The organism is Butyricimonas hominis (assembly GCF_014287455.1).
Lineage (GTDB): Bacteria > Bacteroidota > Bacteroidia > Bacteroidales > Marinifilaceae > Butyricimonas > Butyricimonas muris.
In genome coordinates, this window is sequence record NZ_JACOOH010000004.1 from 137,865 (window position 1) to 152,079 (window position 14,215).

Genomic DNA, 14,215 nt, shown 5'->3' on the forward strand with positions numbered 1-14,215 from the left:
AACCGATTACGCTTCAAGTTTACTTTTACCGGACAAGCGGGCAAATATTTCATCCAGAGAACTCCGTTCCACCGTGATCTCACTCAACATCCATCCTCGTGCAACACTCGTATTGACGATACGGTTATTGATGTCTTCCTCCGGCTCGAACCACACTCTAAAGTTCTTCGCTGTCACCGAATCCACACGCACGACACCTTGTATTTGTTGTAATTCCTCGATTGACGGAGGATTTTTCAACGTGATTAACAATGATTGGGGTTGTATATAATTGTTAAATTCATCCATTGTTCCGGAAAAGACAAGATGTCCCTGCTCGATCATCTTGATATGGTCGCAAGTCGCCTGTACCTCCGAGAGAATATGTGTCGAGAGCAATACCGAGCGATCGTACGCTATCTCTTTGATTAAATCCCGGATTTCAAGTATCTGATTCGGGTCTAAACCATTGGTCGGTTCGTCCAGCACGACGAATTTGGGATTGTGGATGATAGCTTGAGCTATCCCTACTCGTTGCTGGTAACCGCCCGACAAGTTTTTCAGCAACCTTTTGCTAAAATGCGATATACCACATTTATCCATGGCTGACAGCACGGCAGACTTAATTTTCTTCGGTTCCACAGACCGCAATTCCGCGCAGTACGCCAAATACTCGTCTACCGTCAAATCCGTGTACAGCGGCGGTTTCTGGGGTAAGAAGCCGATATTCATTTTCGCGGCGATAGGGTCTTCCCGGAAGTTAATCCCGTTAATGTACACTTCACCTTTCGTCTGATTCAACACGCCGCACATGATATTCATGGTAGTAGACTTCCCTGCCCCGTTTGAACCTAACAGACCTAATATTCCTTTCTCGTAAATTTCAAAATTAATATCCTGAATCGCCCACTGCACGCTGTAACGATGAGACAGATGCTCTACTTTTACTATTGGTTGCTCCATAATGATGTAATTAATAAACAGGGGAGAGGTTTCCCGGCATTTCACCATCTCTCCCCTTCTGTAAGATGATTATTTTAATGTTGTTCCTATTGCTGTTATTTCCCCGAAACCTGTCAATATTTGCGAGGCTTCTCCAAGTGCTCCTGTTCCTAAAGTGGTAATAGGCACAATATATACTTTTCCTTCACCCGTGGACGAATTATACGTCGATACCAACAATTGCTTCTGGTGTTGAGCATGTATAAACTCGTAATCTTCCGAAGAATAAGCACTATTTCCATACCATGCCTGCTGATATACCTGAACTCTCGTTATACGTTCGCCTGTTGAAGGCAAATTCCAAGGTGTGCCGCTCCGGGCACTGCTTCCGGCTAATAGCGCCGGATAGATTTTGTCATCCGTGGCGTAATACATCACATCCATGTTTTCGCAAAAAGCGTAATCAACAGCCTGAGTGATATCCGTACACTCGTTTATGGAGATCTTTCCGGTTCCGCCGGGAACATAACTTATCGACGATATTTTAAACAAAGTATCCAAACCTGAGTTTAAGTCCCGTAACAAGTGCAAGTGTTCCGAATTATTACCCACTCCTGCCGCTATTGCTTTTTTATTCGGCAAATTACCCGGATCAAAAACATACTGCCCTTCTCCCAACTGTTGCGTCAGTATAGAAGTTGCACCGTTATTAAACACCAAAAAGTTAGCACCATAAACGAAATAACCGTTCGTTTCGTCATAACAAGTGAACGCAGCCGTCATCACGCTAGTAGTTTTTTCCACTGCCAATTTCCCGTTAAAAACTTGGGTAGAACCGGCGGCATAGTTCATCGGGGAGAAAAATTGATAAGCTCCGTTACCTATCTGCCCGTAGGCTTTTCCATCAATAATGGTAAGCAAGCAATTACCCACAGCCGTACTTATTGTTTCCACTTTAAACAAGGTTGGTGCTTGAAAAAACAAATCTTCATTCGACATCGTACGCCCGAAAGTTACCGGATCCACAGAAAATATCTCCTTATCCGTACCAATAACCAAACGGGACAAATTGTATGTAGCCCCATTAGTCGCTATATTGGCAACAACCGAATTGACACGTCCTTCAATAAGTCCCCCGTTGGCAAAAGAATATATATCGCGGGTATATTCCGGCTCTTCCTCGTAACCGTATGTCACCTGCGGAGCTTTAACAAAAGTCAGATCGGAAGTCTCCCCACTGTTTCCCGTGTGAGCAACAAGCAAACCTTCACCAAAAGAATTACTGACGTACAAATCCCACATCTTGTAATAATCAATCCCCTCGTCATTATCAGTCACTTTCAATACCAACAAATAAGGATTACCACTCGGCTCATTCGCCACCTCGTAAATTAATTCAGCCCCTTCACCGATGTCCATCAATTCATGTCCCCGGGGAGTGAGATTTACTTGCCACTGATACGATAGATTGGCACTCCCCTGATCGCCTTTCTTTATCACGGGCTTCACGATCAACTCTTTTCCATAGACAGCCTCCAGTATTTCTTTGTCCGTCGTTATGGTTACCTCGGGTATTTCCCTGTTAGCCTTCTTGCTTTTGTCGTCATAGCAGGATACAATCCCTCCTACCAGTATGACAAGCAACACGTATATCATTTTATTCATAGTCATAAAATTCTTAAATTAATACCTTCTGTCCAACGTCGATGCTATGGTATAACCGGCACGGGAAACTCCCTGTCCGACTCCCAAAGCATAAGAAGAATAGTACTGCGCATCATCACTATGCATCAACGGCGCATCCGGATGTGCCTTATCGTAAGCCTCCACGTAATCGCGCAACTTGCGATTTGCCGCATACCAGTATGGCAATGTCGCAACACGGACAAATTCCGGATGCTCCTCGATAACGGAAGTTACGGCATAATAGCTGGTAATCTCCACCTCGTCACCAAACACGGTAATCAGCAACTCGTGGAAATTCCGGCTATACGTTCTTCCGAACCAGAACCACCACGTTCTCCATATCGTCGTTTGGTGCGGGCGAACCAGCAAGTCCGTCCACAAGACAGAAGCCATATCATTGCCTTTCATTCCGGCTCCGAAGTAATCATTTTCCACCAATTGCAAGGATAACAACTTAGAAGTATCCGCCAGTTCCTCGCTATATTTTATCGTCACATCAAGACGCGAAGACAATTCCCCGGCTTTCACCACACAAGGGGCGATAGAGTAATCCCCTTCCGCCACGTTGCGACTACTATCCCGCAAAACTGTAAAAGAAACTTCCCTGTCAAAATCCGTCGTTGGTCCCACGACCGTGATCGGCACTTGGACAACCACATCGTTTTTCTCCAAATTCTTCGCGTAAGAGTATTGAACTTCTTTTGTTGAAAAATTCAACGCACAATCCTTAGCATTATAGAACTCCACCTTCTCGTCGCTGCAACTCGCGAAAAAGAGGCACACTACAAATCCCAATCCATATTTTATCAGACTTTTCATCTTTATTCTTTTTAAATTATAAATCCTGATGTCTTCCACCCTCGGATACCTCTTCCTGCGGATACAGGTAAATCAAATCTTCCGGCGATACTTCAAACTCGGTCACGGGACAAGCAATACCCGTTCGTTTCCAATAATAGAAAGTCTGTCCCTCACTCATAAATTCGCGTATGTATTCCAAGGTCAATTCTTCACGGGCATCCGCTGTCAGCGGGTCATACGTTTCGATAACCCCGCGGTGTTCCCGCACGATATCCAACATGGACAATGCTTTATCATTCAACCCTTTATTGATATAGTACTCCGCGGCGATATAATACATCTCCGAGATTTTCATCATCGGGATTCTATTCCGATAATTCCGGTTATAATTATCCGACTGGTATAATTTACGGCAATTGTAAGCCGCCCCCCCGTCAACCGGAACTAACAACGTATTGTAGCGCACGTCGTTCGCCGAAGGCAATATTTCAGATCCCTCGTAAAGTTTGAACAATACCTCCAATACGGCATCCTCGCTCAATTTAATCCCCTGATAATCCGTACTGGTCACTAGCAAATACCCTTGTGTCAAATCTGTCAACCCCATGACTTCCAACGAGAATAAATGTTCCGTCGAGAAAGTCCAATCACGATAATCGTTCACAGATGTTGCTAAAAAAGCCTCCAGATCAATCCACTCGGCAAAACTATGATCAATAACATCTTGCGCGTACCCAAGAGCTTCTTCCAACCTCTCGTCACTTCCTTCCCACATACAAACACGGGCAGCCAAAGCCTCCACCGCGTAATAATTCATGCGCTTTCCCCGGTCATCCCAGAATCCGTCCAAATTAATATCCTCATAATCACTCTCGCTTACCTCTTTACGCGCCGGGTCTTTTTCCAAACAAGCCAAGGCATTTTTTATGTCCTCGAACAGCAGTTCGGCTGTCGCTTTGTAAGTACGTTGCGGAGTTTGCTCCTTCGTGAATGCAGTCACGTAAGGAACCGTATATTTATCGGCATTAGCTACCCAATCAGGCAAACCGAACATCCGTAACAGGTCAAAATGAACAAAAGCCCGTATTCCCAACATCTCACCTTTCATCAAGTTATACACCCGACTATCCAGTTTGCTACCGTTTTTTTCCAGATAAGTCAATATCTCGTTCACGTTGGCAATCACGTTATAACTCCTCGCCCACATCTTTTTGAAAGTAGCGTATCCTCTTACCGTGGAATACCTGTGTTTCTGCCAAACCTCGTACTCTGCCAGAGTTCCTTGTATTTTATAAGGGGAGCCGGCCAAATCGTTGGCAAACCACGTGTAATTTTTACCGTAGGCATCTTCACTTCCCATGTTAATATAAACACCGATGATCGCATCTTTAAACCCATCCTCGGAATTTAACAAATCCGATGCCTCCACCTGAGTCTCCGAAGTTGTTTCCAACCAATCGTTACATGCCGTTGTCATGAACATCATGCACGTCACGATTCCGATATACCATATTTTTATTTTCATGTCTTTCCTATTTAAAATGTTCCTTGCAAACTGAATGAAAGCGTCCGGGCGAACGGATAACTGGTTCCCCTTTCTACTTTTATGGATGAAAAAGTGGCCACGTCATTCATGTACACACCCAATTTCAAACGCTGTAAATACATTCGTTTCACTATATCTTGCGGTATCTCGTAATATAAACTCAACGAAGAAATCGTAAGCACGTTATCTTTCTGCACGAAACGAGAAGTAGCTTGCGTTCCGCCATTCTTGTACCCGTTTATATACTGTGCATTCTGTCCCGAATAATACCAACGATCGGAGAAAACCCGACGATCGACATTATTTCCGATATAGCAATTCTCCACCCGACTCACGAGCGTGTTGTTATACATTTTTCCACCCCCGTAATAAGTAAATACGGCACTCAATCCCAATCCCTTGTATTCCCCGTTAAAACCGAAGTTACCGTTATATTTCGGATCGGAAGAACCACAGTACACCAAGTTTGCCGCACTCCACGTGAAGGTTTTATTCCCGTCGAGATCGAGAAATACTTCCTGCCCCGTGTTCGGATCAATTCCTAAGGACTTCACTGCCCAGATAGAATTCAGAGGCTTACCGTCCTGATAGATCGCCACGGGCATAGTCTGTTTCTCGTCAATAGCTGCCTGTTTCATCTGTTCGTTATAAGATCTCAAGGCATCGGAAATTTTCTTAACCCGATTATCATTCGTGGCAATTTTGAAATAGACATTCAGGAAAGCATCTTTTTTCCGGATCACCGAATAAGTAGCGGATAATTCAATACCTTTGTTTCTCACCTTCCCCAAATTATCACGCACGACAGAGAATCCGGTGGAAGTAACCAAACTACGGTTAAACGCCATATTTTTCGTATCAGCGATATAAGCATCGAATTTCAAAAGTAGATTCCCGACATTGGCATCCAAACCGATAGTGTAATCCACCTTTTCTTCCCAGCCTAAATCAGGATTCTCCATGTTTGCCAAATAAGCTCCGGAGAAACCTTGATAATATTTATTCATGTAATAGTTGTAAACAGACATCGACAAATTACTGGCAAAATTCTGATTTCCGGTAGTTCCAACAGATCCCCGCAATTTCAATTGCCGGATATTGCTATTCTCCATAAACTTCTCGTTGTGAATATTCCATGCCAAACCAAGACTCCAAAATGTTCCCCACTTGTTATCCGTCCCGAAAACAGAAGCCGCACTTCCCTGTAGGGTCAAATCGGCGAGGAAACGATTGTCATAACTGTATCCGCCCAAAACCACGTATCTTAACTCCCGTTGTATCGAATTACTCCCCGTCGGGGTTGATTCTTTCGCGTATTGTCGGGCAAATATGATACTGTTCATTCGTTTATTCGGGAACCCCTCCGTGTAATGGGTAACTTCCGAATATTTTGTTTCCGTTACCGACCATTGTGCTGTCGCGAACAAATCGTGTTTCTTAATCGCTTTACTGAATTGCACGGAGAAATCGCCCGATATCGTCCACGATTTCCCGTTACTCATCTCGTAGCTTCCTTTTCTCAATTGAGAATCCTCATCACTGGAATAATCCTTAAATTTCGAATGATCGGACGGATAAAAATCCTCACTATCCGTTCTTTTTGAAGTCATTCCCAAGCGAGCCATGAGTTTCCACCCCTCGTACGGTTGTATTTCCACGTAAAAATTATTAGTAAAATCCAGATAAGTATCCGTTTGCTTCACACCCAGTTTCGCATCGAACAAGGGATTTCCCAATGTTGAACTACCAGTAGTAAAATCATCCAGATATTGCACCAAATTCCCGCTCTCGTCATAAGGCGAAACATAAGGATTCAATGCCGCGTAAGTTGAAAAATCACCGTAAGGAGAATCATTACTTTTCATACTCGACACACTCATAATATCCCGGAACAGGACTTTACCCGCGCGATAGGATAAGTTCAAATCACCGCCGATAACCCTTCTGTCGGAGCCTTTCATAACTCCTTTCACGTCGTTGTAAGAAAAAGAACCTATAGCGGATAACATTTCCGTACCGATTTCCACCTGCAAGGAGTGTTTCTGCCCCACGCTCGTGCGCAAGGGTTTGGATAACCAATACGTGTCCAGTCCTTCCTTAGCTCTCCGCAAGCGCTCATTGTACAATTGCATGTAATCAACTTTATCGTCCACGAACGTCCCCAAACTCTCGTAATACCCTTCTCTTCTCTCGACTTCCAGCTTTTCCAAAGCATTCGTCAAATCATAGCTGGTAAGATCCGGCATCTCCAAATCAAGACTTCCCACGTAGGATACGAGCGTTTGTCCTTGAGGCGCCCTTTTCGTTTCTATAACGACCACCCCGTTCGCCGCTTTTGAACCATAAATCGCTTTTGCCGCCGCATCTTTCAAAATGGTCACGCTCTCGATCCGGTTCATATCCATGTCGAATATTTTCTCCGTGGTAGTTTCAAACCCGTCCAAAATAAACAAAGGGGTGTTCGGATCATCTTGAAAACGACTCTTCAAAGAAGTTTCGTCAGTAGGAAAAGTAGATGCGCCGCGCAATTGCATATTCGGCATCGCGTTAGGGTTCGACCCTTGAGCGATATTATCCATAATCAATAACGAGGGATCCAGATTCTTTAAACTCTGGAACAGATTCTGGTTCCCGACACGTTTCAATTCCTCACCCCGGATAGTTACGGCGGAACCCGAATAACTCTCGGCTTTCCGGGTAAAAATACCCGTCACGATAACTTCCTCGACATTCATCACGTCTTCGTCCAGTACCACGTTAATCGTCGTTTGTCCTTTGATCGCTACCTCCTTGGTTTTGTATCCCATGAAAGAGAATACCAATGTTGTCGCACTCGTCGGGACAGTCAAACGATACGCACCCTGCACGTCGGCACTCGTACCAATCTGCAAGGAATCGGTTTTCAAAACAATCGTTGCCCCCGGTAAAGGTTCCCCCTTGTCGTCACGCACAACTCCCGTGATAGTCAACGAGAGTGCTTCTTTTTTCGGAGTTACCACCACCCTGCCCGCGTATTCCACGCAAGTCAGGTTAGTACTCTCCACGCAAGCTTTCACTGCATCCAAGACAGTCACGTCCTTCAAGTCAATCGTCACTCGTTTCGTTTCTTTCTCTACCTCTTCTTTCTTAAACACGACCATATTGTCGCTCAGTCGATTGATCTCCCTCAAAGCGTCAAGCACACTTACCTGCTCCTGTTTTAAAGAAATTCTTTTAACATTCTGTTGCCCGTAGACCGATGAGCTTATCCAAAAAGCGTTTAATGCTAGCAGTAAAATGCCGCAAAACGCCACCCGCATCACCGAAAGTCTACAAAACACTTTTGTCTTGTAGTTTTTTTTCATAGTTTTGTTCTGTTTTAATTAAACAAGTACCTTGCTGTCAACAAGGTTAATTAACCGGGAATGCCTGCAACGCATTTCCGGTTTTATTATCGTTTCTCTATAACACGTACAATATTTCCTTCAATTTTAAACTCAGGTCCTCCTGCCATAGTCAACATCTTCAAGATTGATTCAAGTTTCTCGTCTTTACTCATTTTTCCGCTAAATGTATGATGTCCCACGCGTATGCCGTCCGTGATAAAACGCACCTCGTACCACCGGGAAAGCATACGGGTAACAACATCCAGATCGTCTTCATTAAACACGAATACCCCGTACCTCCATGCCACGTAATTAGCCGGATCGACCTCACGCACCACGAAATCGTCCGTTCCTCTTTCCCACTGGGATTGCATTCCGGGTTTCAACAAAACAGGAACAATCCCATGCTCCGCGTTATCCGCCAAACCTACTTCCACTTTTCCCGATAATAGCGTAGTGTACACGGCGTCCTCGTTCGCGTAAGCGCTGATATTAAACGAAGTACCAAGTACCCGCGTCCGCATATCTCCCGTTTCCACTATAAATGGCCGCTCTGCATCGTGTTCCACCTCAAAATAAGCCTCTCCTTTCAGTCTGACCACCCTTTCTTTACCGATAAACTGCACGGGATATTCCAACTCTGTTTCCGCATTCAACCAAACCCGTGTTCCATCACTCAATACCAATGCATAATCACCCCCGACCGTGGTATAAATTCTATGTCGGGATTCCTGCCGGGGAACGGAATCCGCGTGCAATCTATATGATAAACCATTTCCTTCGCCGACAAGGGTCACTTGTGACAATTTTATACTATCCGACGCATGACTAACCAACCCGAACTGACGCCCGTCTTCAAGTACCAGCATCACTTTTTCTCTCGTGGGCTGCATGGGTATTTTCCTGATATCCTGCCGTTCATTCACGCCAACAAGCGTATCGGGCTGCCGTTTGGAGTTCCACGTCAAGAACACCCCGAATAAACATACTGCCGCAATCCCGGCAACCCAACCGATCCGCCGCCACTGCTTCTGTCCGAAATCCTTATGAACCAAACGTCTTGAAACGACCCGGTGTACCCGCTTGAAGTCCGTCGTCTGGTTAATTTCATCTTCCAATCTCAACCTCTCCCGAATACATTTCCAACGAATAATATTCTTGTACAATTGGCGATTATCCTCACTCTCGTCCAGCCAACTTCCCAATACCTCTCTTTCTTCCGCGGAGGCCGTTCCCAACTTCACTCGGATAATAATTTGTGCCAGTATTTCCGCTCTACTATATGTCATCATCTTTCTTTCGTTTCTATATAGACACCACAAAAAGAGTCACGGGATGAATGAAAACAGGAAAAAATCAAAAATTATTTTTATACTTGCACTCGATATTATTTAACCTTCGTTTTTTTATATTACCAAATCATCACAAGATTTATTTTCGGTTATTTTTACAACATTCATTATTAACCTATTACAACAGCCAAATATCGGCTGTATCCGGGCATTCTCGAATCGTTTTAAACGAACGATTATTGATATGAAGAAAAACCTTGAATTAGAAACTTTTATCAAAGAGCACTATGCCCCTTTATGCGCTGTTGCAGTTCGTTTTGTCGGTTCTCCGGATGTGGCTCAAGACATAGCACAAGAGGTGATTATCAAGTTTTGGGAAGACCAGCATAATCTACAAGAGATCAACCTAATAGACAATTTTCTCTATACGATGGTAAAGAACGAATCTTTAAACTATCTACGAGGACAACGACGAGAAAACGAGAGATACAATAAATTGGAAATGGAAGAATCTGAAGATCCGAAAGTTCTAAACCTACTGATCGCGGAAGATACAAACCAAGCCTTAATCAACGCTATCAACACGTTACCACTTCAAAGCGCCCGAATTATGCGTCTCGTTCTATCCGGTTATGAAAACAGAGAAATCGCACAAATCATGGGTATCTCGATAAACACGATAAAAACCCTGAAATACTCCGCAATCCGTAAACTCCGGGAATATTTCAATTCAGGAAAATACGAAATAGAATAAAATATATCCCACTTCATTCATCCCGCGAAGGTTTCAGCGGTGTCTTTATTTATATAAAACGACTGCCATGAACCTTCAAAACATTAGAACTATCACTCGTTATGAGAGAAAATTTATCCGGAGAAACACGGTATTCCAAGGAATAGCCTTGCTGGGATTAATCACAATTTTTCTTCTTCAACACTCTCTACAAAGCAAAGAACAAGCCAGTTATTGGTTTATGATTGCCCTGCCGTCATCCGTGCCTTTCGTGAACACGTATCTGTTCACCATACTCCAATCAGTCTTAATCATTTTAGCCGTCAGTGAATGGAGAAGACGAGAAAAACACGCGGACACGCTAGTCGCAATACAAACTAAAAATGCAAGCAACACGGAATATATCATCGGGAAAAGCATGGGAATTATTACCACTTTACTTATACTGAATGCAATATCTATTGTATCTGCCGTGGGAATACACATTTTCGACAGTGATTCCCCTTTTCAACTTTTCCCGTACATCTTTTATTGGTTCACGTTGTCATTCCCCACCCTCTTATTCTTGACCGGACTGTCTATATTGACAACCGCTCTAGTCAGAAACGGGGGAATATCCATGTTGTTCTTATTTATATTTATGCTCGTGTCCTTGTATTATATACCGACTCTACAACACGGGCTCTTTGATTTTCGGGCAACCTGTTTACCCAACGTGTTCTCGGATATCACCGGACACGTCGCCCTATCGAATTATTTGACGCAACGAACATGTTTCCTGCTTTTAGGAATAGCTTGCATCATTTATTCTATCGGACTGGAAAAACGACTTCCAAACAATCCCCGTGTAAATCCGCATATTCGTGTCATCGCGACAGGAATACTATTCGCGAGTATTCTCCCCGGTCTAAATTATTACAACCATTTCCGAACGGATGAGGTCACCCGGAATCGATATCGGGAAACGGCATTAAAATACAACGATTATCCCCCGACACACATTACCCGACACGAACTTAGCGTGCGTCAAAATGCCGATCAACTTTTTTGCTACAGCCAATTGCTAATCACGAATACCACAAAGAACCCAATCCCCGAAATCTTACTGTACCTAAATCCAACGCTGAAACTCACGCGGCTATCCCTCGATAATGGGAAAGAAGTCAAATTCAGCAGGGAAAATCAAGTAATTACCCTGTCCCATCCGCTATTACCCGGGGATTCGCTATCACTACGAATAAATTATCAAGGGAAAATCGATGAACGTGTATGTTACCCGGATGTAAATACACGGGAATACTGGAACGACCAATACCAGAACTCCCCCCTACACTTCGGCAAACGCTACGCATACGTGGGGGACGATTATACCCTGCTGACACCGGAATGTCTATGGTATCCCGCGACTATCCCTCCCGTGAATTTACGCACTCCCTATGCCGTGATAAAAGACTTCACCCGTTTTTCCCTGAAAGTTATCACTGGAAAAAATAAAACCGTCATATCCCAAGGAATACCGGAACATAAACAGGACACCATATTATTCAATAACAAGTATAACCTGACCGGACTCACGCTATGCATCGGGGACTACGAGAAAAAGAGCATTGAAGTAGATTCCGTGACCATGGAACTATACACGTTCAAAGGTCATAACCACCTAGAAAAACTACTCAAAAACCTAACAAGAGAAAAACTGGAAGCTACTTTACGGGAAAATAAAGAAAACATGGAAGGACGCATCCGAAAACAATACCCGTTCACGAAATTCACGTTGACCGAAACACCCGTGTCGTTCACCACCTTCTCCCGGAAATGGAGTAACGGGAGCGAGTTCATTCAACCGGAAATCGTACTGTTTCCGGAAAAATGGATCACGTCATACACTACATTCTCTCGTCACTTCCGGAATCAAATTGAAGAAAGTATACAAAATAGAATCAACATGGGACTCCCCTACAATAAAACACGAGAAGAACTCTACCTCGATTTTATTATTCGTAAATTATTCCAACCATCAACAATACGCGACTCCCGGAATATTTTCGTACCCTCTCTCGGGAGAGCTAGCAAAACACCGGAAATGATAAACAATTATCACGACCTAACATCTCTATTCTTTAATCATTCCAGCTACTTCTATTCAAAAGATTATCCTGTCATGGATAAAATTCTATATGTTTTTGAAACACAAAAACAACGCCAACTCATCCACTTCATGGGAAATAACGAATCACTCAAGGCAAACCGTTATCTTTCATCACATAGCCTGAGAGAAGCACTGAATGACGACACGCTTCACTTTTCAACCCTAGAAAGTATACTCCAACTTAAAACATTCGAATTCATAAACCACATTAACTTGCAAATACCACCGGAAGAAATTCAACGTTTCATAAATGTTTACCGGAACAAACATCATTTCCAAGAATTATCCTTCGATTCTTTATGCATGGAAATAGCCGATCATTACAATATCCATCTTAACGATTTCATTCCTCTATGGTATAATGCGCAGTCAATCCCGAGCTATATCGTGAAAGATATAAAAGCACAAAAAATAGAATCGGATGAAAGTGAATTGTACCAACTATCCTTCAAAATATACAACAATAGTGAAACAGAAGGTATTATATCAACAACAACAGAAACCGGAAAGAACAAACAAGCTTACCGCATTCCCGCGGGAACAAGCTGGGAAATTAAAGAAACAAGGGAAATAGAACGTATCCCGAACTTTGAAATTAACCTGAATCTATCATGGAATATACCCAACGGCATCTCGTATAAAATTCATGAAGACGCAAGCATCACCCAAGACACCTCACGCGGCAAATTTGCCATCGATAATCAACAATTCTTTCCTCCCTCGGATGAAATTATCGTCGATAACGAAGACAACGGTTTCAGGATAGGCGTTACCTCCCGGAAGAAAAAACTAGGTACGTTACTTTCCCCGAAGAAAGAGAAAACATACATTTTCCAACACATGCTTTTTATCATCAACGAGGCCGCCCCGACAGAATGGACATACTGTGCCGGAACACAAGGTTTCCACGGCGACATCATCAAAAGCATGGTATTCAAAAAAGCCGGGAAAGGCAATGCCCCGGTAGCGTGGACGGGAGAATTGCCCGAAGAAGGGCGATACGAAGTTTTCGTTTACCTCGTCGAAAACCAAGCTCCCGCTGAAGGACACTCGGAACAATATTACACGCTAACAACAAAAAACGGAGAGGAAAAGGTCACTTTAAGAATAGAACCCGCGGACGAGGGTTGGGTATCTATTGGTACATTCGATTTCCCTGCCGGAGCAAACACCATTACATTAAGCGATAAAACCACTAATCCGGATCAAATCATCTATGCAGATGCCGTGAAATGGAAATATATCGGCCAATAACAAGTCGCAAATAACTCGGCATTTCTAATACTAATCTAAAATTTTAAAACATGAAAACAAAAACATTTATCAGAAAGGCTACAATGCTCTTTACCCTACTATTAGGAATTAGTCTTATTACAATGGCTGTAGATCAACAATTTAAAGTAACAGGAAAAGTCACTAACGCCCAAGGTGAACCAATAGCTGGAGCAACAGTTAAAATCAAAGGTACTAACACCGGTGCTATTACAGATGCCGAGGGGAATTACACTATCTATGTCACCTCAAAAAATGTTCTCGAATTTTCATTCATTGGAATGCAAACTCAAAAAGTTCAAGTAAAAAATCAAACTGTAATTAATGTTATCTTACAAGGAGAGATTTCAAAAAAATCCCCCCAACTTCAAAACCAGCAGACAATACCAAATACTACTCTAAATTACACGAAAGAACAGATTATTAAAAGCATTATCTAAAAACCTCTAT

General features: G+C 43.2%; 9 protein-coding genes. 3 read left to right on the top strand and 6 right to left on the bottom strand.

Annotated features, from left to right (window positions below; genetic code table 11):
- Positions 1 to 6 precede the first annotated feature (6 nt).
- The 6 genes from H8S64_RS09625 to H8S64_RS09650 all read right to left on the bottom strand — a co-directional run bounded on the left by H8S64_RS09625 (position 7) and on the right by H8S64_RS09650 (position 9,611).
- The gene (locus H8S64_RS09625) at positions 7 to 942 is read right to left on the bottom strand and encodes an ABC transporter ATP-binding protein (protein WP_186975911.1); all 936 of its coding nucleotides are present in this window, start codon (positions 940 to 942) and stop codon (positions 7 to 9) included.
- 69 nt (positions 943 to 1,011) lie between these two features.
- Positions 1,012 to 2,586 carry a PKD-like family lipoprotein gene (locus H8S64_RS09630; RefSeq protein ID WP_186975912.1) on the bottom strand — a complete coding sequence of 525 codons (1,575 nt, stop codon included), beginning with the start codon at positions 2,584 to 2,586 and terminating at the stop codon, positions 1,012 to 1,014.
- An 18-nt stretch (positions 2,587 to 2,604) separates the two neighbouring features.
- On the bottom strand, positions 2,605 to 3,426 hold the full coding sequence (locus H8S64_RS09635) for a DUF4843 domain-containing protein (protein ID WP_186975913.1): 822 nt from the start codon (positions 3,424 to 3,426) through the stop codon (positions 2,605 to 2,607).
- A 16-nt stretch (positions 3,427 to 3,442) separates the two neighbouring features.
- Positions 3,443 to 4,933 (bottom strand): RagB/SusD family nutrient uptake outer membrane protein, encoded by a 1,491-nt coding sequence (locus H8S64_RS09640; RefSeq protein ID WP_186975914.1) that lies wholly within the window; start codon positions 4,931 to 4,933, stop codon positions 3,443 to 3,445.
- 11 nt (positions 4,934 to 4,944) lie between these two features.
- On the bottom strand, positions 4,945 to 8,298 hold the full coding sequence (locus tag H8S64_RS09645) for a SusC/RagA family TonB-linked outer membrane protein (RefSeq protein ID WP_255469498.1): 3,354 nt from the start codon (positions 8,296 to 8,298) through the stop codon (positions 4,945 to 4,947).
- A gap of 86 nt (positions 8,299 to 8,384) precedes the next feature.
- Positions 8,385 to 9,611, bottom strand: a complete 1,227-nt coding sequence (locus H8S64_RS09650) for a FecR family protein (RefSeq protein WP_186975915.1) — start codon at positions 9,609 to 9,611, stop codon at positions 8,385 to 8,387.
- Between the two features lie 244 nt (positions 9,612 to 9,855).
- Between H8S64_RS09650 and H8S64_RS09655 the strand changes: the two genes are divergently transcribed.
- From H8S64_RS09655 to H8S64_RS09665, 3 genes are all read left to right on the top strand, one after another.
- Positions 9,856 to 10,365, top strand: coding sequence for an RNA polymerase sigma factor (locus tag H8S64_RS09655; protein WP_186975916.1), 510 nt, complete (start codon positions 9,856 to 9,858; stop codon positions 10,363 to 10,365).
- A gap of 67 nt (positions 10,366 to 10,432) precedes the next feature.
- Positions 10,433 to 13,747: a golvesin C-terminal-like domain-containing protein gene (locus tag H8S64_RS09660; RefSeq protein ID WP_186975917.1), complete on the top strand. Its 3,315-nt coding sequence runs from the start codon at positions 10,433 to 10,435 to the stop codon at positions 13,745 to 13,747.
- A 50-nt stretch (positions 13,748 to 13,797) separates the two neighbouring features.
- A complete protein-coding gene (locus tag H8S64_RS09665; RefSeq protein WP_186975918.1) occupies positions 13,798 to 14,205 on the top strand; it encodes a carboxypeptidase-like regulatory domain-containing protein in 408 nt (135 codons plus the stop codon).
- The last annotated feature ends 10 nt before the right edge of the window (positions 14,206 to 14,215 follow it).

What these genes read in the sequence shown, in the direction of transcription:
- H8S64_RS09625 (WP_186975911.1), bottom strand. Translation starts at nt 942, where the DNA reads ATGGAGCAACCAATAGTAAAAGTAGAGCATCTGTCTCATCGTTACAGC.
- H8S64_RS09630 (WP_186975912.1), bottom strand. Translation starts at nt 2,586, where the DNA reads ATGAATAAAATGATATACGTGTTGCTTGTCATACTGGTAGGAGGGATT.
- H8S64_RS09635 (WP_186975913.1), bottom strand. Translation starts at nt 3,426, where the DNA reads ATGAAAAGTCTGATAAAATATGGATTGGGATTTGTAGTGTGCCTCTTT.
- H8S64_RS09640 (WP_186975914.1), bottom strand. Translation starts at nt 4,933, where the DNA reads ATGAAAATAAAAATATGGTATATCGGAATCGTGACGTGCATGATGTTC.
- H8S64_RS09645 (WP_255469498.1), bottom strand. Translation starts at nt 8,298, where the DNA reads ATGAAAAAAAACTACAAGACAAAAGTGTTTTGTAGACTTTCGGTGATG.
- H8S64_RS09650 (WP_186975915.1), bottom strand. Translation starts at nt 9,611, where the DNA reads ATGATGACATATAGTAGAGCGGAAATACTGGCACAAATTATTATCCGA.
- H8S64_RS09655 (WP_186975916.1), top strand. Translation starts at nt 9,856, where the DNA reads ATGAAGAAAAACCTTGAATTAGAAACTTTTATCAAAGAGCACTATGCC.
- H8S64_RS09660 (WP_186975917.1), top strand. Translation starts at nt 10,433, where the DNA reads ATGAACCTTCAAAACATTAGAACTATCACTCGTTATGAGAGAAAATTT.
- H8S64_RS09665 (WP_186975918.1), top strand. Translation starts at nt 13,798, where the DNA reads ATGAAAACAAAAACATTTATCAGAAAGGCTACAATGCTCTTTACCCTA.